This is a genomic window from Microbacterium sp. No. 7 (genome assembly GCF_001314225.1).
GTDB lineage: Bacteria > Actinomycetota > Actinomycetes > Actinomycetales > Microbacteriaceae > Microbacterium.
In genome coordinates, this window is the sequence record NZ_CP012697.1 from 3,099,598 (window position 1) to 3,118,844 (window position 19,247).

Below are 19,247 nucleotides of genomic sequence, written 5' to 3' on the forward strand. Positions count from 1 at the left end.
GCGCTATGCCGTGAGCTCGATGACGACGGCCTGCTGCGGGTCCTGGACGGGGGGCCGGATGCCGGCGACGGCGAGCTGCCGGCCCGTGAGCACGGTGTCGTGGTGCGCCCAGCGCAGCGCCGACTGCGCCGGGTGCTGCACGATGCCGCCGGGGGTGACGATGCGCACGCGGTACCGCACGTCGGGATCGAGGCCGACCAGGCGGATGCGGCCGCTCGGCGAGGCCGCGAGCGTCTGCGTCTGCGTCACGGTGAAGAACGCGTGCTCCCGGTCGACGGCGACGACGCCGCGCACGTCGAGTCCCGGATCGGCGACGTCGACGTTCACGAGCCGCCCCGTCGCGACGAGCGGGCGCACGCGGCGGGCGAGCGCCACCCACGCGGCGATGTCGGCGCGCTCGTCGGAGGTCAGCGTCGTGACGTCCCACTCGATGCCGAAGTGCCCGAACAGGGCGACGGCGCCGCTGAGCGCGAGCGACACGGTGCGGCCCGAGGAGTGCACGCGGGGCGTCGTGAGGTGCATGCCGATCATCTCGGGCGGCACGACGAGCGCGGTGTAGCGCTGGTTGCCGAGCCGCTCGTTCGGGTCGAGGCTGTCGCTGGCCCAGATGCGGTCGGTGCGATCGAGGATGCCGAGGTCGACGCGCGCGCCGCCCGATGCGCAGCTCTCGATCTCGAGGCCGGGGTGCGTGCGCGTGAGCTCGTCGATGAGCCGGTAGACGGCGGCCGTGTGCGCGTGCACCCGCGAGGAGCCGCCGGCGCCGGAACCGGCATCCACCAGGTCGCGATTGTGGTCCCACTTCAGGTACGCGATCGGATACTCGTCGAGCAGGGCGTGCAGCTGCCGGGCGATGTGGGCGTACGCGTCGTCGCGGGAGAGGTCGAGCACCTGCTGCTGCCGCGCCGACGGCGGCAGCTCGTCGCGGCCGCGCAGGATCCATTCGGGGTGGGCGCGCGCGAGCTCGCTGTCGGGGTTGATCATCTCGGGCTCGACCCACAGGCCGAACTCCATGCCGAGCGCCGTGACGCGATCGGCGAGCGGATGCAGGCCCTCGGGCCACAGGTCGCGGTCGACCTCCCAGTCGCCGAGGCCCGCGGTGTCGTCGCGGCGGCCGAGGAACCAGCCGTCGTCGAGCACGAAGCGCTCAACGCCGATGTCGCTCGCCGCCTCGGCGAGGGCGAGCAGCTTGGGCAGGGAGTGGTCGAAGTAGACCGCCTCCCAGGTGTTGAGCGTGATGGGGCGCGGACGACGGGGATGCTGCGGGCGCGCCCGCCACTCCGCGTGGAAGCGCCCTGCGAGCTCGTCGAGCCCGTCGCCCCACGAGCCGAGCAGCCACGGCGACGCGTACGTCTCGCCCGGCCCGAGCACGATCTCGCCGAAGGCCAGCAGCTCGCCGCCGGCGAGGAAGGACTCGCCCGTCGTCGTGCGCTCGGCGAGCAGGCGCTGATTGCCGCTCCAGGCGACGTGGACGCCGTGCACGAGGCCGCTCTCGAACCCGAACCCGGGCCGGCCCGCGGCGAGCAGCAGGGTCGAGTCGGCGCCGGGCCGGCCGCGCCGGCTCTCGCGGAGGTGCGTGCCGAAGGTCAGCTCGCGTCGCTGCGGGGAGCGCTCGCGCAGGTGCCGCCCCGTCGTGTCGAGGATCTCGGTGGCCTCCCACGGCACGGGGAGCGAGGGCTGCAGGGCCGTCACGGTGAAGGGCGCGGAGACCGTGTTGGTGAGCGTGAGCCGCTGGCGCACGAGTCCGCTCGCGCCGACGGCGAGCTCGGCGCGCAGGGCGAGTCCGGCCTGCCGATCGGCGAGGTCGACGACGATCGACGCCGGCGTCGTCTCGATGCCGACGGGGTCGAAGCGCAGGCTCAGCGCCCGGCCGTCGCGGCCGCCCTCGATCGTCGGGGTGCCGAGCCAGCCGTCGGCGGGCGTCGCGGCGAGCGAGAGGCGCGCCGTCTCGTCGAGCCCGCCCGACACCCGCTGCGGCAGCGCCGCGATCGCGAGCGAGCGGAGCGCCTCGGCATCCGCGTCGCCGAGATCGGGCCCCCAGTGCAGGATCGACGGCGCACGCCCCGCGGGCACGTCGACGACCACGCTGGTGCCGCCCCGTCGCACGTGCAGCACGGAAGGCGCCGTCGAGGGGGCGCCGGCGGTGCGGATGTCTTCGGCATCGAGTCGCATGCGAGAATAGTTACACGAGTAACCATCCTTCGGCAAGAGGAGATGCTTCTAAGTTTTCATCCCAGATTCTCGCTATCGACACGTGTAACTCACGAGTGACAGAATGGCTGTCGTGACATCACCCGCACCGTTCTCCCTCGGCGTCGTGGGCGCCGGCCAGTTCTCCGGCCACTTCGCGAGGCTCTTCCGCGCGCATCCGCTCGTGTCGTCGGTGCGGGTCACCGATCTGCTCCCCGAGCGGGCCACCGCCCTCGCCGAGCAGGAGGGACTCGCCGGCACGTGCCCCTCGTTCGAGGAGATGCTCGCGAGCGACGTGGATGCCGTCGCCGTCTTCACCCAGCGGTGGACGCACGGCCCGCTCGTGGTGCAGGCGCTGCGCGCGGGCAAGCACGTCTATTCGGCCGTGCCGATGGCGATCTCGGCCGACGAGATCGCCGCGATCGTCGACGCCGTGCGCGAGACCGGGCTCACGTACATGATGGGCGAGACGAGCCACTACAACCCCGCGACGGTCTACGCGCGCCGACGCGCCGCCGAGGGGGCCTTCGGCCGCGTCTTCTACGCCGAGGGCGACTACGTGCACGACATGGATCTCGGCTTCTACGCCGCCTACGAGTACAGCGGCGGGCCCGAGTGGCGGCGCACAGCCAGCTACCCGCCCATGCTCTACCCGACGCACTCGGTCGGCGGCGTGCTCGGCGCGATCGGCGGGCACGCCGTGAGCGTGAGCTGCATCGGCGTGCGCGACGACCGCGGCGACGGCGTGTTCGACCGCGACGTGAGCATGTTCGACAACGACTTCTCGAACGCGACGGCGCTGTTCGAGCTGTCCGGCGGCGGGTCGATGAGGATCAACGAGTTCCGCCGGGTCGGCTACCCGTCGCACCTGCGCGAGAGCCGGTTCCGGTTCTTCGGCACCGAAGGCAGCTTCGAGCAGCTCGTCCAGACGGCCGTCTGGCAGGACAAGACGGGGTGGACCGACGTCTCGGAGCTGCTCGAGACGCGGCCCAGCATGAGCCTCGACGACCCGTCGCTGGCGGGCATCGACCCCGCGCTGCGCGACGCGTTCGTCTCGGGGCTCGCCCCCGTGCACGACGCGCGCCGCCTGCCCGCCGAGCTGTGGTCGCTGCCGAACGGGCACGAGGGCAGCCACCACTTCCTCGTCGACGACTTCGCGCGCGCGGTGGCGACCGGCACGCGCCCGCCCGTGGACGCGTGGACGGCGGCGCGCTACACGCTGCCGGGCATCGTCGCCCACCAGTCCGCGCTGCGCGGCGGCGAGCGCCTGCCGATCCCCGATCTCGGCGACGGGCCTGATCCCGGTGCCGTGGCGGCCGCGGGCGATCTCGGCGATGCGCCGCCCCTCGCGCCGCGCAGATGAGCGGCTCGCCTAGGATGACTGCCGTGGCCACCCCTCACGGCGCAGCGAAGCCTCCCGCGAAACCGGCCGCGAAGCGCAGCGACGTCGCGCGGCTCGCGGGCGTGAGCACGGCCGTCGTGAGCTACGTCGTCAACGGCACGAAGAACGTCTCCCCCGAGACCGAGCGGCGCGTGCGCGAGGCGATCGCGCTGCTCGGCTACCGCCCCAACTCCGCGGCCCGCGCCCTGCGCCTGGGATCGAACGAGATGCTGGGAATGGTCGTCCCCGACGCGCGCAACCCCTACTTCGCGATGCTCGCGCACGCCGTCGAGACGGTCGCGGCCGAGCGCGGCTACACGCTGCTGACCGCGAACGCCGACGGCCTGCTGGAGACGGAGCGCCGGCACGTCGAGCGCTTCGTCGACCGCGGCGTGGACGGCGTCTTCCTGTGCAGCACGATCGTCGAGCCCGACGTGCGGCCGCTCGTCGACGCCGACATCCCCACCGTGCTGCTCAATCACTCCGTCGAGGTCGCGGGCGTGGCATCCGTGCGCATCGACCTGTGGGAGGGCGCCCGGCTCGCCGTCGAGCATCTCGCCGAGCACGGGCACGAGCGCATCGGCCTGGTGATCGGCAGCAACACCGGCCACGTGCTCGACCCGCGCGAGACCGGGTGGCGCCAGGAGCTCGCCCGCCGCGGACTCGCCGAGGGCCCGCTGGAGCGCGACATCTTCACGATGCGCGGCGGCTACGACGCCGGCCGGCGGCTGCTCGCGACCGGACTGCCGTCCGCCCTGTTCGTCAGCTCCGACCGGCAGGCGATCGGTCTGCTGCGCGCGCTGCACGAGGCCGGCGTGCGCGTGCCCGACGATGTCGCCCTCGTCTCCTTCGACGGCTCGGAGGACGCCGCCTACAGCTGGCCCCCGCTGTCCACCGTCGCCGCGCCGATCGCCGACATGGCCCGCGCCGCCGTCGACGCCATCCTCGCCCCCGCGGACCCGGATGCCGGGCGCCCCGGCATCCGCCACGAGGTCTTCGCCCCGGCCCTCGTGCGCCGCGCCTCCTGCGGCTGCCCGTAGCCCCGCCCCGCCGCACGCCCTCGCTGCACACTCCCGCTGATCGAGTGCTCGCGGCGAAGCCGCGAGCGTATCGAGATCCAACCCACGGACCGCTACACGGGTTTCGATACGCCCGCTCCGCGGGCTACTCAACCAGCGGGGAGGGACACACCCGCCCCCCACACCCCCGGCCGAGGAGAAACCCCGCTGCACACCCCCGCTGATCGAGTGCTCGCGGCGAAGCCGCGAGCGTATCGAGATCCCTCCCACGGACCGCTGCGCGGGCCACTCGACCAGCGGGGCGTGAGACGCGAGTCAGGCGAAGAGGGTGTCGCCGACGAAGGAGCCGGGCTGCACGCCCGGCGGGATCGCCCAGATGCCGGAGCCGACGTGCCGGATGTACTCGTTCATGAGGTCGGTCGACAGCGCCTTCTGCACCCGGATGAACTGCTCGGGCGAGCGCTGGAAGGCGAGGAAGAACAGCCCCGCGTCGAGCCGGCCGAGCGCGTTGTTGCCGTCGACGTAGTTGTAGCCGCGGCGCAGGATGCGCACGCCGTCGTTGAAGTCGGGATGCGCGAGCCGCACGTGGCTCGCGGGGTCGATCAGCGGCGCGCCCCCGGCGCCCGCCGCCGCGAAGTCGGGGTCGGTGAACTCCGTGCCGCCCGAGAGCGGCGCCCCCTCGGCCTTGTCCCGGCCGATGATGGTGTCCTGCTCGGCGAGGCGCACGCGGTCCCACGTCTCGACGAGCATCGCGATCTTGCGCGCGACGAGGTAGGTGCCGCCCGCGAGCCACGCGGGCTCGTCGTCCGGCGCGACCCAGACGTGCGCGTCGAGCGCGGCCCGGTCGCTGGCGAGGATGTTCGCCGTGCCGTCCTTGTAGCCGAACAGGTTGCGCGGCGTCGCCTGGTCGTCGGTCGTGCGCGACGTGCGGCCGAAGCCGAGCTGCGACCAGCGCAGCCGCGCCCGCCCGAACGCGATGCGGCTGAGGTTGCGGATGGCGTGCACGGCGACCTGCGGATCGTCGGCGCACGCCTGGATGCAGAGGTCGCCGCCCGTGTGGCCCGGGTCGAGGTCTTCGCCGAGGAACGGCGGGAGCTTCTGCAGCAGCGGCGGCTGCCGGCCGGCGATGCCGTAGCGGTCCTCCCCCTCGGCCGAGCGGAAGAGCGTCGGGCCGAACCCGATCGTGACGGTCAGCGCGCTCGCGTGCAGCCCCTGCGCCTCGCCCGTGTCGTCGGGCGGTGCCTCGGGCGATCCCCCGACGGCGCCCGACGCGCTCACGTCGAGGCCCTGCGTGATGCGCGAGGCGGCGTAGGTCCAGTCCTGCAGCAGCTCGACGAGGTCGTCGCGGCTCGTGCGGGGCATCATGTCGAACGACGCGAAGTGCAGGTGGTCCTGCACCTCGGTCGTGACGCCCGCCTGGTGCGCGCCGAAGTACGGATGCACGGCGGATGCCGTGTCCGCCCGCGCTCGCCCGACGGCCACGCCCGCCACCGACCCGGCCCCCGCCCCGAGGGCCAGGCCCGCCGCGCCGATCCCCGCGGCGAGCCCGAGGAGGCCGCGCCGGCTGAGGCCGGCGGGCGTTCCGGGGTCGACGCGCGCGGGATCGGCGAGCCGGGTGGTGACGGGCGTGTCGTCGGTCATCTCGGTGCGCCCGTCAGGACAGGACGGTCGAGGTGAGCTGCGACAGCGGCTCGGCGAGCGCGTTGATGAGGTCGGACAGCTCGCGCTTGTCGGCGTCGGTCAGCTCCGCGTAGTTCACGAAGCCGTCGGCCAGCGAGCCGTGCTGCGCCAGCGCCTCCTCGAGCGCCGCGTAGCCGGCGACGATGTCGTCGGCGAGCGCCGCGCCGTCGTCGCCCTTGGCGCGCACGAAGTCCTCGACGAGGGAGAACGCCATCTTCGAGCCCTCGACGTTGGCGGCGAAGTCCCACAGGTCGGTGCCCGACCACCAGTCCTCCTCACCGGTGATCTTGCCGGTGGCGACCTCGTCGAGCAGCGCGATCGCGCCGTTCGACAGGCCCGCGACGCCCTGCTCGTTCAGCGCGTCGAGGAAGTCGTCGGAGTGCACGTAGTCGTAGAGCTCCTGCACGTCGGCGAGCAGCAGGTCGCCGAAGTCGGCGCGCTGCTCGGGCGTCGAGGGCGCCCAGTCCTGCCACGCGGGCGCGCCGTCGGAGTTGACGGCATCCTTCGCGGGCTCCCACAGGTCCTTCTCGATGCGGTGGAAGCCGGTCCAGTCGAGCCCCTCGGCGACGGCGTCGACCTCGCGGTAGTCGATCTTCGGGTCGAGGTCGCCGAGCGCCTCGGCGATGGGCTCGATGCGCTCGTAGAAGGCGCGCACCTGCGGGAACAGCTCGCGCGCGGTGTCGTCGTCGCCGGCCTGGTAGGCGGCGACGAACTCCTCGACCGCGGGCAGCAGCTGGCCGACCTGGTCCTTCACGAACGCGGCGTAGAGGTCGACGGCCTGCTGCTTCTGCTCGGCGTCCTCGCCCGTGAGCGCGACCGCGTCGCCCGAGACCGAGAAGGCGGCCCGGCCGACGCCCGCGCCGATCATGCCGGGCTTGCACAGCGTGAAGTAGTCGCCGGGCTGGGCGACGACCGTGAGCGTGCGGCTCGCGCCGGGGGCGATGTTCTCGACCTCGCCGACGATGCGCAGCCCGTCGTCGGCGAGCAGGTAGAACTCGGTGACGTCGGTGCCCGAGTTGCTCACCTCGAAGGTGAGCGTGCCGCTGGTGGCCTGGGCCGCCGAGACGGTGCAATCGGATGCCGACGAGTCGACCGTGAGGCTGTCGCTCGCGTCGCCGCGGGCGACGCAGCCGGTGAGGGCGAGAGCGGTGAGGGCGACGGCGGAGACGCCGCCGATCGTGCGGAGTGCGTTCATGCTGATCCTTGCTGTGTGGGGACGGGAGACGCGGGGGTCTCGGTGTGACGCGCGACGGGACGGCGCTGACGACGGAGGTAGGCCGTGCCGACGATCGCGAGGTAGAGGGCCCACGCGATGACCTGCAGCCAGGTCATCTCGGGCATGAAGCCGATGGTCGCCTGCAGCACGGTGTGCAGCACGCCGCCGGGCTGCACGACGTGCGACAGGTCGAAGGCCCAGCCGAACGGCAAGCCCGCCCAGCCGATGGCGACGGCGCCGGTGGCCGGGTCGAGGGGCGCGCCGGCGCCGAAGGGCCCGGGGAGCACGCCCGCCTCCTGCAGGTCGTGGATCGCGTAGGCGAGCACGCCCGCGGCGACCACGATGAGCACGGCGCCGGTCCACAGGAAGAAGCGGCGCAGGTCGATGCGCACCATGCCGCGGTGCAGCAGCCAGCCCAGCACGATCGCCACGCCGATGCCGAGCAGCGCCCCCGCGAGGGCGCCCGACCCGTCGCCGAACGACTGCACCATCGACCAGAGCAGCAGCGTGGTCTCCACGCCCTCGCGGGCGACGGAGACGAAGCCGATCACGACGATGCCCCACAGCCCGCCCGTGGCGAGGGCGCGGTCGAGCCCGCCCTCCAGCGTGCGCTTGAGGTCGCGCGCGGTCTTCTGCATCCAGAACACCATCCACGTCACCATCGCGACGGCGGCGAGCGAGAGCAGCCCGCCGATGATCTCCTGCGCCTCGAAGGTGAGCGCGTACGCGCCGAACGTGAAGAACGCGCCGATGCTCAGCGCGAGCGCCGCGGCGAGGGCGATGCCGAGCCAGAGCCGGGGCAGCACGTCGCGCCGGCCGATCCTCGTGAGGTAGGCGACGAGGATGCCGACGACGAGCGCGGCCTCGAGGCCTTCGCGCAGACCGATGAGAAAGCTTGCAAGCACGTGGGGACGATTCTCCGAGCGATACGGAGGCCCGCATAGGTTAGGCGAGCCTTATCGGCTCTGAGAATACTCCTCTCCGCGGCGCGTGCGAATCACGCGCGGGCCGTGTTTATCGGGACCTTCTGGGAACATGGGTGTGTGAGAGTGTCCGCGAAGTCCGACTACGCGCTGCGCGCACTGGTGGAGATCGCGGCCCGCGACGACGATCGGCCCGTGAGCGCCGACGAGCTGGGCCGCGCGCAGGAGATCCCCACGACCTTCCTGCAGGCGATCCTCGCCGACCTGCGCAAGGCCGACATCGTGCTGTCGCAGCGGGGCACGGCGGGCGGCTGGCGCCTCGCGAAGGATGCCACGGCGATCAGCGTCGCCGACGTCATCCGCGCCGTCGACGGGCCGCTCGTGTCGGTCTACGGCGTGCGCCCGGAGGCCGTGACGTACAACGAGCGCGCCGACGCCCTGCAGCACGTGTGGGTCGCGGCCCGTGACGCGCTGCGCGAGGTGCTCGAGAACGTCTCGATCGCCCACCTCGCCGCGCACGGCCTGCCCGAGGAGGTCACGGCGCGCACGGCGCGCGACGAGGCGTGGACCTCGGGCGGCGCGGCCGCCCGTCCGCGGCCCCCTGGCGACGGGCAGTGAGCCGCGGGCCCGGGCCGGCCGGCGACGGCCCGCCGCCGGTCACACCGTGAGCCAGACGGTGCGCCCCTCCTCCAGCCCCAGCCGCAGCGCCTGGTGCCGCGTCAGCTCGACGACCACCGCCTCGCCCAGGTCGGTGAGCACCGTCGCGCGGGTCTGGAAGCCGACGCGCTGCACGCGCGAGAGGCGACCCTCCACGGCATCCGGCGAGACGGGGGTCGTCGAGATCGCGATGTCGTGCGGGCGCACGAGCTCGCCGCCCAGGGTCGTCACGTCGCCGAGGAACGACATCACGAACTCGTTCGCCGGGTGGTCGTAGACGTCGTCGGGGCTGCCGACCTGCTCGATGCGCCCGTGGTTGATGACGACGATCGTGTCGGCGACCTCCAGCGCCTCCTCCTGATCGTGCGTGACGAACACGGTGGTCACGTGCATCTCGTCGTGCAGGCGCCGCAGCCAGTCGCGCAGCTCCTTGCGCACCTTGGCGTCGAGCGCGCCGAACGGCTCGTCGAGCAGCAGCACGGAGGGCTCGATCGCGAGGGCGCGCGCGAGCGCCATGCGCTGGCGCTGGCCGCCCGACAGCTGCGACGGCAGCCGGTGCGCGAACTGCGACAGGTGCACGAGGTCGAGCAGCTCGGCGACCTTCGCCTGGATCTCGCGCTTGGGGCGCTTGCGGATCTCCAGCCCGAACGCGACGTTGTCGGCGACGGTCAGGTGGGTGAACGCCGCGTAGTGCTGGAACACGAACCCGACGTTGCGCTTCTGCACGGGCAGGCTGGTCGTGTCGGTGCCCTCGATCACGACGCGGCCCGTGTCGGCCGACTCGAGCCCCGCGATGATGCGCAGGAGCGTCGTCTTGCCGCCGCCCGAGGGGCCGAGCAGCGCCGTGAGCTGTCCCGTGGGGATCGAGAGGTCGATGTTCTCCAGCGCGACGAAATCGCCGAAGCGCTTGCCGACGCCGGTCACGTCGATGCTCATGAGGTGCCTTTCTCTGCGCGCGAGCGCAGCAGGGAGACGACGATGATGCAGACGACCGAGACGCTCGCCAGGAGGAAGGCGATGGCGTAGGCGCCCTGCTGATTGAAGTTGAGGTACATCTCCTCGACCGCGAGCGTCGCGGTGCGGGTCTCGCCGAGCACGTTGCCCGAGACGACCTTGACCGCGCCGAACTCGCCGAGGGATCGGGCGAGGGTGAGCACGACGCCGTAGACGATGGCCCATCGGATGCTCGGCAGCGTGATGCGCCAGAACACCTGCCATCCGCTCGCGCCGAGCGATGCGGCGGCCTGCTCCTGCTCGGTGCCGATCTCGGTGAGCACCGGCACGACCTCGCGGATGACGAGGGGCAGCGAGACGAACGCGGTCGCGAGGATGATGCCGGGCGTCGAGAAGATCACCTGCACCCCCACGCTCTCCAGCCACGGGCCGAACCAGCCGGTGCGGCCGCCGTAGACGAGCACCAGCGCGAGGCCGACGACGATCGGCGACACCGCGAGCGGCAGATCGAGCAGCGCGCTCAGCGCCCGCTTGCCGGGGAACTCCGTGCGCACGAGCAGGAGGGCGACGACGACGCCGAACACGGCGTTGATCGCCGTCGCGACGACCGCCGCGATCGCGGTGAGCTGCAGCGCATGCACGACGTCGGGGTCGGAGAGCAGGGTCGTCAGCGCCTCGGTGCCGTTCGCGAAGGTGTGCGTCACGACGAGCGACACGGGCCATGCCACGAGCAGCAGCAGATAGGCCGCCACGACGACGCGCAGCACGTAGGCGGCGGGTCCGCGGCGCGCGGTGCGCGCGAAGCGCCGAGAGGGGTCAGCCACGACGCGCCACCCTTCTCTGGATGATGTCGAGCGTCACGATCACGAGCAGCGACACGACGAGCAGGAGCGTCGCGATCGAGGCGGCGGCGCCGGGGTTGTCGTTCTCGATGGCACCGAGGATGCGCACCGAGGCGACCTCCGAGGTGAAGGGCAGGTTGCCCGACAGCAGCACGAGCGAGCCGTACTCGCCGACGGCGCGCGCGAACGAGAGCGCCGCGCCCGCGGCGATCGCGGGGGCGAGGGCGGGCAGGATCACGCGCCGGAACGTCGTGAACCGGCTCGCGCCGAGCGAGGCGGCGGCCTCCTCCACCTCGATGTCGAGCTCTTCGAGCACGGGCTGCACGGCGCGGACGACGAACGGCAGCGTGACGAACAGGAAGGCGAGGAACACCGACCACTGCGTGTTCGCGATGTGGATGCCGAGGGGGCTGTCCTTGCCGTACAGCGAGAGCAGCACGAGCCCCGCGACGATCGTCGGCAGCGCGAAGGGGATGTCGATGATGATCTCGAGCACGCCCTTGCCGAAGAAGCGGTCGCGCACGAGCACCCACGCGATGGCGGTGCCGATGACGACGTTGATGAGCGTGACGACGAGCGCCGCGGTCACCGTCAGCCGGATCGCGTGCGCCGTCTGCTCGTTCGTGATCGCGAGCCAGAAGTTCGCCCAGCCGCCCTCGACCGCCGTCACGATGATCGCGGCGAGCGGGATGAGCACGAGCAGGCTGAACCAGAGCATCGTGACCCCGAGGCCGAGGCCCGAGACGCGCGTCAAGGTGCTTCCGGACAGGAGCGGCCGGGAGACTCCCGGCCGCTCCTGTCCGACGAGGGTGTCACTCACTCGCCGGCTCCACGGGGCTCGCAGACCTCACTGGGTCGCCTTGCCCGACTTGGCGATCGCGTCGGTGACGATGCCGAGCGGGTTGCCGTCCTTGCCGTCGCCGAAGAACTTGTCCTTGATGGCGCCCCAGCCGGGTCCGCCGAAGTTCGCCTCGAGCGTCAGCAGGTGCGTCACGGCGGGGAAGGGGTCGGAGCCGTCGGCCGCGCCCTCGATGTCCTCCGCCTTCAGGCCGTACGCGTCGAGGTCGACGGCGCCGGGCTCCTCGGTGTTGACGGGGCGGAAGCCCTTGAGCGCGAACTGCTTCTGCCCGTCGGGGCTGAGCACGAAGTCGAGCCAGTCGGAGGCGGCCGGGGTGGCCTCCTCGAGGATGGCGCCGGGGTTCTCGATGAGCAGGCTCGTCTCGGGGATGACGTACTCGAAGCCCTGGCCGTTCTGCGCGGCGAGGATGGCCTCGTTCTCGTAGGCCAGCAGCACGTCGCCCGTGCCGCCGAGGAAGGCCTGCGTGGCGTCGCGTCCGCTGTTGGTCAGCGAGACGACGTTGGCGAAGAGCGCGTCGAGGAACTGCGTCGCCTCCTCCTCCGTGCCGCCGTTCTCGGTGACGTGGCCCCAGGCCGCGAGCGCGTTCCAGCGCGCGGCGCCGGAGGACGCGGGGTTCGGCGTGACGATCTCGACGCCGGGCTTCACGATGTCGTCCCAGCCCTGGATGTTCAGCGGGTTGCCCTCGCGCACGCCGAGCACGACGATCGACGTCGACACGATGCCCTTGTTCGGCCCGTCGTCCCACGCGGCGTCGACGAGGCCGGCATCCACGAGCCGGTCGACGTCGGTCGCGACCGAGAGGTGCACGTAGTCGGCCTTGAGGCCCGCGACGACCGCGCGGCTCTGGTCGCCGGATGCGCCGTACGACGTCTTGAACGTCACGTTCGCGCCGGCCTCGGTCTCGGCGAACGCGGCGGCGATGGCCTTGTTCGCCGCCTCGGGAACGGCGAAGCCGACGATGTTGATCGTCTCGGCGGGCTTCTCGGTCGCCGTCGTGGTCTCGCCGGTGCTGCCGGGGGTGCCGCTCGGTGCGCTGCCCGAGGAGCAGGCCGTCAGGGCCAGTGCTCCCGCGAGCAGCACCGCGGCGATCGTACGTGTGCGCATGCTGTGTCACCTCTGCTGTGGGTCGTTGATTGCATCGACTCGTGTGCGTGCAATGTCGAGCAAACTACCCGACTTCATCGACCTGCCCGATTTTGATGACTCCGCGTGACGCCCCGTTCGCCGCAGCGCGCCGAGGGCGCGCGATCCGTGCTAGCGGACGGGCAGTGCGCGCACGGCCCGCACGAGCCAGACGACCAGCAGCGCGACGATCAGCACGTCCGACGCGATGTACAGGTAGTGCAGGGGCGAGTCGCCCGGGTCGCCGCCCGCGATCACGATGTCGCTGCGGGCGTTGAGCGGCGGGCGGATGACGAACGTCTGCACGGCGAGCACGACCCAGAGCCCGGCGAGCACGACGACGTCGGCGCGCGCCGGGCGCGGCGGGCGCAGCGCCGTGATCGTGAGGGCGATCAGCAGCACCCATCCGCCGATCGCGAGGGCGAAGAACATGAGGCGACCGATGCCGAGGCCGAGCGGGACGGTGATGCCGGGCGCCTGGAACTTCAGCGGCGCCTCGATGAACGAGAGGGCGATGACGAGGCCCAGCCACAGCGACGGCAGGATCAGGCGGAGCGAGACGGTGAGGCGCATGCGGTCAGGGTAACGAAGAGCAACACTCGTGCGGCCCGCGGGACGCCGTCTCTATCCTCGGGTCATGCCCGAACTGAACCTGCCCGTTCTCGATCTGTCCCTTCTCGACCAGGGCGAGGACGCCGCGGCGAGATTCCGCGACGAGCTGCGGGCCGCGACGCACGACGTGGGGTTCTTCTACCTCACCGGCACGGGCGTGACGCCGGAGCTCGAGGGACGGCTGCTCGAGGCCGCGCACACGTTCTTCGCGCTGCCCGAGGAGGAGAAGCTGTCGATCGAGAACGTGACGAGCCCGCATTTCCGCGGCTACACGCGCGTCGGCGGCGAGCGCACGCAGGGCAAGGTCGACTGGCGCGAGCAGATCGACATCGGCCCCGAGCGCGAGGCGGTGACCGACCCCGGCGCGCCCGACTTCGCGCGCCTCATCGGGCCGAACCTGTGGCCCGCGGCGCAGCCCGGGCTGCGCGCGGTCGTCGAGGAGTGGCAGGACCATCTGAAGGGCGTCGCGCGCACGCTGCTGCGCGCGTGGGCGCTGTCGCTCGGCGCGCCCGAGTCGTACTTCGACGACCACTTCGGCGAACCTTCAACTCTCCTGAAGATCGTGCGCTACCCCGGCAAGGAGGAGCCCTCCCAGGGCGTGGGCGCGCACAAGGACTCGGGCGTGCTCACGCTGCTCTGGGTCGAGCCCGGCAAGGGCGGCCTGCAGGTCGAGCGCGACGGCGCGTGGGTCGACGCTCCCCCGGTGCCCGGCGCGTTCGTCGTCAACATCGGCGAGATGCTCGAGTACGCGACCGGCGGATACCTCATCGCGACGAACCACCGCGTGATCTCGCCGCGGTTCCCCGACGAGCGCATCTCTGTGCCCTTCTTCTTCAACCCGGCGCTCGACGCCCGGCTGCCGCTCATCGAGCTGCCCGCCGAGCTGGCCGCCCAGGCCCGCGGCGTCACGCAGGACCCGTCGAACCCGATCCACGGCCTCTACGGCGAGAACGCCCTCAAGTCGCGCCTGCGCGCCCACCCCGACGTCGCCGAGCGCTGGCACGCCGACCTCCTCGCCGCCCGCGTATAGCCCCCGGCATCCGGGAGGGTCTCGATACGCTGCCGCTCCGCGACAGCCGCCCCACCAGCGGGACACAGCGCCGATGTCGGCCCCACCCCCGCTGGTTGACGCCCCGCTGGTTGAGCAGCCGGCGCCGCCCCCGCTGGTTGACGCCCCCGCTGGTTGAGTAGCCGGCGAAGCCGGCGTATCGAAACCCATATCGCGGACCGCTGCCCACACCAGTCGCGACAACAGCAGAGGGCCGCCCACACCGTGGGCGGCCCTCTCAAGAATGTTTTGAGCGATTGAACGCTGGTCGCGCTTAGCGGCGCAGTCCGAGACGCTCGATCAGCGAGCGGTAGCGCTCGATGTCGATGTCCTGGAGGTAGCCGAGCAGACGGCGGCGCTGACCGACGAGCAGGAACAGCCCACGACGCGAGTGGTGGTCGTGCTTGTGCTCCTTGAGGTGCTCGGTCAGGTCCTTGATGCGCTGCGTCAGCATCGCAACCTGCACCTCGGGGGATCCGGTGTCACCGGGGTGCGTCGCGTACTCTTCGATGATCGCCTTCTTGACCTCAGACTCCAGTGCCATAGGTGATCCCCTCTCTGCTTGTTGCGCGGTGCCCGTCACCCGATGTGCGAGCTCTCTTTGTCCGCGGCCGATCCAACGGCAACCTGTACAGCCTACCAGCCGATAGCCTCGACGGGTGCAGTTCTCCGTTCGCGTCAAGCCAGGCAGCCGCAAGGGTCCGCTCGTGGAAGAGGATGCCGACGGGCTCGTCGTCCACGTCCGTGAGCGCGCCGTCGACGGCGCCGCCAACGACGGCGTCGTGAAGGCGCTCGCCGCGCACTTCGGCGTCGCGCCGCGCGACGTCGCCATCCTGCGCGGCCACGCCTCGCGGCACAAGCGCATCGAGGTCGCCGAGTGAGCGAGTCCCCGCGCGAGCGTCGCGCCCCTCGCCTGCGCCTGCGCCGCGACCACCTGATCGACCTGCGCCCGTTCCGCGTGAGCCCCGCGTTCACGCGGCTGTGGATCGGCTCGACGCTCGCGGGCCTCGGCGGCCAGCTCACGCTCGTCGCCGTCATGCTGCACGTCTTCGACCTCACCGGCGACACGTTCGCCGTCTCGATGATCGCCGTCGCCGGTCTCGTGCCGATGATCATCGCCGGCCTGTACGGCGGCATGCTCGCCGACGCGTTCGACCGCCGCGTGGTCGCGCTCATCGCGGCATCCATCACGTTCGCGTCGACGCTGCTGCTCGCGGTCCTGGCCTGGACGGGCGGCGAGACGGTGTGGTGGCTCTACGCGTTGAGCGTCGTGAACTCGGCGGCGAACTCGATCGTGGGCGCGACGAAGTCGGCGATCACGCCGCGCCTCATCCCCCGCGACCTGCTGCCCGCCGCGGCGGCGCTGCAGGGCATCACGGTGGGCATCATGGTGATGGCGGGCCCGGCGCTCGCGGGCGTGCTCGTCGCCTACACGGGCTACGCGTGGACGTACACGATCGACGTGGTGCTCATGCTCTCGCTCTTCCTCGGCCTGTGGACGCTGCCGACCATCCGTCCCGAGGGCGAGATCGTGCGGCCCGGGCTCGAGTCGCTGCGCGACGGCATCGCCTTCCTGCGCCGCGCGCCGAACATCCGCATGCAGTACGTGCTCGACATCATCGCGATGACCTTCGGGCACCCGATCGCCCTCTTCCCCGCGATCGGCGCCGTGCTGCTCGGCGGCGGCGCGATCACGGTGGGCGTGCTGACGGCATCCATCGCGGCCGGCGCGTTCCTGTCGAGCCTGTTTTCGGGGCCGATCGGCCGCGTGCGGCGGCATGGCGTCGGCATCGAGCGCGCGATCCAGGCGTTCGGCGTCGCGACCGCGCTGTTCGGCCTGGTGCTCGTGGCCGCGCAGCTCGGCTGGTTCTCGCCCGAGGTCGTCGACGAGCATCATCCCGACCTGGTGCTCATCGCGGTGGCCGCGGTGTTCCTCGCCGCGACCGGCGCGGCCGACAACGTGAGCGCCATCTACCGCTCGACCATGATGCAGGCGGCGGTGCCCGACACGATGCGCGGGCGCCTGCAGGGCGTCTTCATGGTCGTCGTCGCGGGCGGCCCGCGCGTCGGGGCGCTCTACGCGGGCGCGCTCGCGACCGTGACGACGCTGTGGTTCCCGCCGCTGCTCGGCGGGTTCGTCATCGTGGGCCTGGTCGGGGTGCTCGTGCGCCTGAACCCGCGCTTCCGCGCGTACGACGCCGAGCACCCCGAGCCCTAGACCGGCGGCCCGGGTCGGTGCGTCTCAGGCCTGCAGCGCGCCCTGCAGGTCGAGCGTGATCGTGACGTCCTTGCCGACGAGCACGCCGCCGGCCTCCAGCGCGGCGTTCCAGGTGAGGCCGAAGTCCTCGCGGTTGACCACGGCCGTCGCGGTCGCGCCCGCCTTGAGGTTGCCCCACGGGTCGGTGCCGAAGCCGCCGAACTCCACGGTGAACGTCACCGGCTTGGTGATGCCGCGGATCGTCAGGTCGCCGTCGACGAGGAAGTCGCCGCCCTCGTGACGCACGCCCGTCGACGCGAAGTCGAGCGTGGGGTGGTTCTCGGCGTCGAAGAAGTCGGCGGAGCGCAGGTGCTCGTCGCGTCCGGCATCCTTCGTGTCGACCGAGGCGACGTCGACGGATGCCGTGACCTTCGCCTCGAGCGGGTTCTCGGGCGCCTCGATCGTCGCGCTCTTGACGGCGAAGACGCCGCGCACCTTCGAGATCATCATGTGGCGCACGCTGAAGCCGACCTCGCTGTGCGCGGGGTCGAGCACCCAGGTGCCGGGTCGGTAGCCGGGGATGGTGAGGGTCTCGGTCATGGATCTGCCTTTCGTGTCGGGGTCCGTTGAGGACAACGACGCCCGCCGCAATCTATTCCTGTGAATATAAAGGTCGCGCCCGAAAAAGGGGCGGATGCCGTCAGGCACCCGCCCCCGGAAGGGGTGTGCGGCTGTCAGCCGACCTTGACGAGGTCGATCACGAAGATGAGGGTCTTGCCGCCGAGGAAGTGGCCGCCGGCCGGGCCGTAGGCGAGGTGCGGAGGGATGACGAGCTCGCGGCGACCGCCCTCCTTCATGCCCGGGATGCCGTCCTGCCAGCCCTGGATGAGGCCGCGCAGCGGGAACTGGATGGTCTCGCCGCGACCCCACGACGAGTCGAACTCCTCGCCGGAGTCGTGCTCGACGCCGACGTAGTGGACCGTGACGGTGTCGCCGGGCGCGGCCTCGGCGCCGGTGCCTTCGACGATGTCGCGGATGACGAGCTCGGTGGGTGCGGGCCCCGTGGGGGCGTCGATCTCGGGCTTGGTGCGGTTGTCGCTCATACCGTCCATCCAAGCATGCGCGCCGGCGCCGGGAAAACGCCGGGGAAATGGTTCAGCGCCCGGTGCTGCGGCGATGCCTGCGAGTCTCCCGGGCGCTGAACTGGTCTGTCCACATTCTTCCCGGCATCCCCCGCCGAGTCAATACCCCCGCGCCGGATCAACCCCCGATCGCCGCAAGCGGCGTATTGACTGGGCGGGCGGAGGTTGACTCGGCGGGGTCAGGACGGGGCGAAGAGGGCCGCGCGGGCGGCGACGGTGCGGGTGAGGTGCTCGCGCTCCTCGAGGAGCGCGCGAGGGTCGCGGCCCGTGGCGGCGCGCTGGCGCGTCGCGGCGAGCGCCGTCGCCTCGCGGATGAACAGCTTCATACGGCCCGAGCGGTCGCCGGGCAGGGTGCGTGCCCAGGCGATCGCGCGGCGGCGGCCGGCGGGCGTCGCGAGCAGGTTCACCTCGGCGGTCGTGAACCAGCCCGCCTGCGCGTACTCGCCCAGCCGGTGCCGCGTGAGCCGCGCCTCCTCACGGCGCAGCAGGATGATGCCGAAGATGAACAGGGCGAACAGCGGCATCTGCAGCGTGATGTACAGGGCGAAGAAGTCGCCGAACATCGCCGAGCCGTTCCACAGCGCGTGCAGCACGATCGCGCCCGCGAGGCCCACGAACCACGGGCCGATCGCCTGGCCCGGCGTCGCCCCCGACCGCACGGCGCGGCCGACCATGTACCCCGTCACGGCCGTGAACATGACGTGCGCGAACGGAGAGAGCAGCCCGCGCACGAAGAACGTCGCCGTCGCGCCGACGACCCCGCCCTCGATGAGCGTCGAGCCGAAGTAGAGGATGTTCTCGGTGAACGCGAACCCGGCGCCCACGAGCGCCCCGTAGACGACGCCGTCGACGGGGCCGTCGAACGAGCGGCGCGCGAAGACGAGGATGAGCAGCACGCCGAGCCCCTTGGCGATCTCCTCGACGACCGGCGCCTGCACGACCGTCGAGAACGCCTCGCGCGCGAACGCGCCGCTCGGGGGCAGCACGATCATCAGCGCGAGGTCGACCAGCAGCGACAGCGCGACGGCCGCGATCGCTCCCCAGGCGACGGCGAAGACGACGAGGCCCATCGGCTCGGGCTCCCAGCGGTCGACGATGTGCACGGCCACGAGCACGCCCGCCAGCGGAAGGAGGGCGAGCACCATGCCGACGCCCGACGCGATCGGCCCGAGGAAGGTGAGGAAGTAGCCGATGAGCAGCACGGCGACGACGATCAGCACGGCGAACAGCCAGATGGGGGCCGAGCGGCCGCGGCGCGGGGCGGCGGGCGCGGCCGCGACGCCGGGAGGCGGAGCCACGGGCGCGGTCGTGATGGGCGCCGTCGCGGCCGGTGCCGGCTGGGCGAGGGGGGAGGCGTATTCCATAGGGGTCCAGCCTAGAGCGCGGCGTTCCGCGACGCCGAGGAACG

19 protein-coding genes are annotated in these 19,247 nt (G+C 72.0%); 6 read left to right on the plus strand and 13 right to left on the minus strand.

Features of this window, described 5'->3' with window-relative positions:
- Positions 1–3 precede the first annotated feature (3 nt).
- Positions 4–2,169, minus strand: a complete 2,166-nt coding sequence (locus AOA12_RS14465) for an alpha-galactosidase (protein WP_054684153.1) — start codon at positions 2,167–2,169, stop codon at positions 4–6.
- A 112-nt stretch (positions 2,170–2,281) separates the two neighbouring features.
- Between AOA12_RS14465 and AOA12_RS14470 the strand changes: the two genes are divergently transcribed.
- Together AOA12_RS14470 and AOA12_RS14475 are read left to right on the plus strand one after the other, a co-directional pair.
- Positions 2,282–3,550 (plus strand): Gfo/Idh/MocA family protein, encoded by a 1,269-nt coding sequence (locus tag AOA12_RS14470; protein WP_231637096.1) that lies wholly within the window; start codon positions 2,282–2,284, stop codon positions 3,548–3,550.
- A 14-nt stretch (positions 3,551–3,564) separates the two neighbouring features.
- Complete coding sequence (locus tag AOA12_RS14475) at positions 3,565–4,608, plus strand: LacI family DNA-binding transcriptional regulator (RefSeq protein WP_054684159.1); 1,044 nt, start codon at positions 3,565–3,567, stop codon at positions 4,606–4,608.
- Between the two features lie 294 nt (positions 4,609–4,902).
- Here the strand turns inward: AOA12_RS14475 and efeB are convergent, their stop codons facing one another.
- Genes efeB through efeU form a run of 3 tightly spaced genes read right to left on the minus strand, consistent with a single transcriptional unit; the run spans position 4,903 to position 8,388 of the window.
- Positions 4,903–6,228, minus strand: coding sequence for an iron uptake transporter deferrochelatase/peroxidase subunit (gene efeB / locus AOA12_RS14480; RefSeq protein WP_054684162.1), 1,326 nt, complete (start codon positions 6,226–6,228; stop codon positions 4,903–4,905).
- A 13-nt stretch (positions 6,229–6,241) separates the two neighbouring features.
- Positions 6,242–7,462, minus strand: a complete 1,221-nt coding sequence (gene efeO / locus AOA12_RS14485) for an iron uptake system protein EfeO (RefSeq protein ID WP_054684165.1) — start codon at positions 7,460–7,462, stop codon at positions 6,242–6,244.
- Positions 7,459–8,388, minus strand: a complete 930-nt coding sequence (gene efeU / locus AOA12_RS14490; RefSeq protein ID WP_054684168.1) for an iron uptake transporter permease EfeU — start codon at positions 8,386–8,388, stop codon at positions 7,459–7,461. Before efeU ends, efeO begins: the two co-directional genes overlap by 4 nt.
- Positions 8,389–8,526: 138 nt before the next feature.
- Between efeU and AOA12_RS14495 the strand changes: the two genes are divergently transcribed.
- Positions 8,527–9,024 (plus strand): RrF2 family transcriptional regulator, encoded by a 498-nt coding sequence (locus AOA12_RS14495; RefSeq protein ID WP_054684171.1) that lies wholly within the window; start codon positions 8,527–8,529, stop codon positions 9,022–9,024.
- A gap of 39 nt (positions 9,025–9,063) precedes the next feature.
- Here the strand turns inward: AOA12_RS14495 and AOA12_RS14500 are convergent, their stop codons facing one another.
- From AOA12_RS14500 to AOA12_RS14520, 5 genes are all read right to left on the minus strand, one after another.
- The gene (locus AOA12_RS14500; protein WP_054684176.1) at positions 9,064–9,999 is read right to left on the minus strand and encodes a sulfate/molybdate ABC transporter ATP-binding protein; all 936 of its coding nucleotides are present in this window, start codon (positions 9,997–9,999) and stop codon (positions 9,064–9,066) included.
- The gene (locus AOA12_RS14505; protein WP_054684179.1) at positions 9,996–10,841 is read right to left on the minus strand and encodes a sulfate ABC transporter permease; all 846 of its coding nucleotides are present in this window, start codon (positions 10,839–10,841) and stop codon (positions 9,996–9,998) included. Before AOA12_RS14505 ends, AOA12_RS14500 begins: the two co-directional genes overlap by 4 nt.
- Entirely contained in the window at positions 10,834–11,679 is an 846-nt protein-coding gene (cysT, locus tag AOA12_RS14510) for a sulfate ABC transporter permease subunit CysT (RefSeq protein WP_231637098.1), read from the minus strand. The genes AOA12_RS14505 and cysT overlap by 8 nt, the downstream gene beginning before the upstream one ends.
- A 27-nt stretch (positions 11,680–11,706) precedes the next feature.
- Complete coding sequence (locus AOA12_RS14515; RefSeq protein WP_054684181.1) at positions 11,707–12,822, minus strand: sulfate ABC transporter substrate-binding protein; 1,116 nt, start codon at positions 12,820–12,822, stop codon at positions 11,707–11,709.
- 150 nt (positions 12,823–12,972) lie between these two features.
- Complete coding sequence (locus AOA12_RS14520; protein WP_054684184.1) at positions 12,973–13,413, minus strand: hypothetical protein; 441 nt, start codon at positions 13,411–13,413, stop codon at positions 12,973–12,975.
- A 64-nt stretch (positions 13,414–13,477) separates the two neighbouring features.
- Here AOA12_RS14520 and AOA12_RS14525 point away from each other — a divergent pair, with 64 nt between their 5' ends.
- Positions 13,478–14,482 carry an isopenicillin N synthase family dioxygenase gene (locus tag AOA12_RS14525; protein WP_054687088.1) on the plus strand — a complete coding sequence of 335 codons (1,005 nt, stop codon included), beginning with the start codon at positions 13,478–13,480 and terminating at the stop codon, positions 14,480–14,482.
- A 292-nt stretch (positions 14,483–14,774) separates the two neighbouring features.
- Here AOA12_RS14525 and rpsO read toward each other — a convergent pair whose 3' ends face one another.
- Complete coding sequence (gene rpsO / locus AOA12_RS14530) at positions 14,775–15,044, minus strand: 30S ribosomal protein S15 (protein WP_054684185.1); 270 nt, start codon at positions 15,042–15,044, stop codon at positions 14,775–14,777.
- 115 nt (positions 15,045–15,159) lie between these two features.
- On the opposite strand from rpsO, the gene AOA12_RS14535 reads away from it, so the two are divergent.
- Positions 15,160–15,381 carry a DUF167 domain-containing protein gene (locus AOA12_RS14535; protein ID WP_054684187.1) on the plus strand — a complete coding sequence of 74 codons (222 nt, stop codon included), beginning with the start codon at positions 15,160–15,162 and terminating at the stop codon, positions 15,379–15,381.
- Positions 15,378–16,718 carry an MFS transporter gene (locus AOA12_RS14540; protein WP_231637099.1) on the plus strand — a complete coding sequence of 447 codons (1,341 nt, stop codon included), beginning with the start codon at positions 15,378–15,380 and terminating at the stop codon, positions 16,716–16,718. Before AOA12_RS14535 ends, AOA12_RS14540 begins: the two co-directional genes overlap by 4 nt.
- 24 nt (positions 16,719–16,742) lie before the next feature.
- Here the strand turns inward: AOA12_RS14540 and AOA12_RS14545 are convergent, their stop codons facing one another.
- The 3 genes from AOA12_RS14545 to AOA12_RS14555 all read right to left on the minus strand — a co-directional run bounded on the left by AOA12_RS14545 (position 16,743) and on the right by AOA12_RS14555 (position 19,203).
- Entirely contained in the window at positions 16,743–17,297 is a 555-nt protein-coding gene (locus tag AOA12_RS14545; RefSeq protein ID WP_054684190.1) for a YceI family protein, read from the minus strand.
- A 134-nt stretch (positions 17,298–17,431) separates the two neighbouring features.
- Entirely contained in the window at positions 17,432–17,800 is a 369-nt protein-coding gene (locus tag AOA12_RS14550) for an FKBP-type peptidyl-prolyl cis-trans isomerase (protein WP_054684193.1), read from the minus strand.
- A gap of 218 nt (positions 17,801–18,018) precedes the next feature.
- Positions 18,019–19,203, minus strand: coding sequence for a PrsW family intramembrane metalloprotease (locus AOA12_RS14555; RefSeq protein WP_054684196.1), 1,185 nt, complete (start codon positions 19,201–19,203; stop codon positions 18,019–18,021).
- Positions 19,204–19,247: the final 44 nt, after the last annotated feature.

What these genes read in the sequence shown, in the direction of transcription:
- AOA12_RS14515 (WP_054684181.1), bottom strand. Translation starts at nt 12,822, where the DNA reads ATGCGCACACGTACGATCGCCGCGGTGCTGCTCGCGGGAGCACTGGCC.
- AOA12_RS14555 (WP_054684196.1), bottom strand. Translation starts at nt 19,203, where the DNA reads ATGGAATACGCCTCCCCCCTCGCCCAGCCGGCACCGGCCGCGACGGCG.
- AOA12_RS14525 (WP_054687088.1), top strand. Translation starts at nt 13,478, where the DNA reads ATGCCCGAACTGAACCTGCCCGTTCTCGATCTGTCCCTTCTCGACCAG.
- AOA12_RS14550 (WP_054684193.1), bottom strand. Translation starts at nt 17,800, where the DNA reads ATGAGCGACAACCGCACCAAGCCCGAGATCGACGCCCCCACGGGGCCC.
- rpsO (WP_054684185.1), bottom strand. Translation starts at nt 15,044, where the DNA reads ATGGCACTGGAGTCTGAGGTCAAGAAGGCGATCATCGAAGAGTACGCG.
- AOA12_RS14475 (WP_054684159.1), top strand. Translation starts at nt 3,565, where the DNA reads ATGACTGCCGTGGCCACCCCTCACGGCGCAGCGAAGCCTCCCGCGAAA.
- efeO (WP_054684165.1), bottom strand. Translation starts at nt 7,462, where the DNA reads ATGAACGCACTCCGCACGATCGGCGGCGTCTCCGCCGTCGCCCTCACC.
- AOA12_RS14520 (WP_054684184.1), bottom strand. Translation starts at nt 13,413, where the DNA reads ATGCGCCTCACCGTCTCGCTCCGCCTGATCCTGCCGTCGCTGTGGCTG.
- AOA12_RS14545 (WP_054684190.1), bottom strand. Translation starts at nt 17,297, where the DNA reads ATGACCGAGACCCTCACCATCCCCGGCTACCGACCCGGCACCTGGGTG.
- AOA12_RS14465 (WP_054684153.1), bottom strand. Translation starts at nt 2,169, where the DNA reads ATGCGACTCGATGCCGAAGACATCCGCACCGCCGGCGCCCCCTCGACG.
- efeB (WP_054684162.1), bottom strand. Translation starts at nt 6,228, where the DNA reads ATGACCGACGACACGCCCGTCACCACCCGGCTCGCCGATCCCGCGCGC.
- AOA12_RS14500 (WP_054684176.1), bottom strand. Translation starts at nt 9,999, where the DNA reads ATGAGCATCGACGTGACCGGCGTCGGCAAGCGCTTCGGCGATTTCGTC.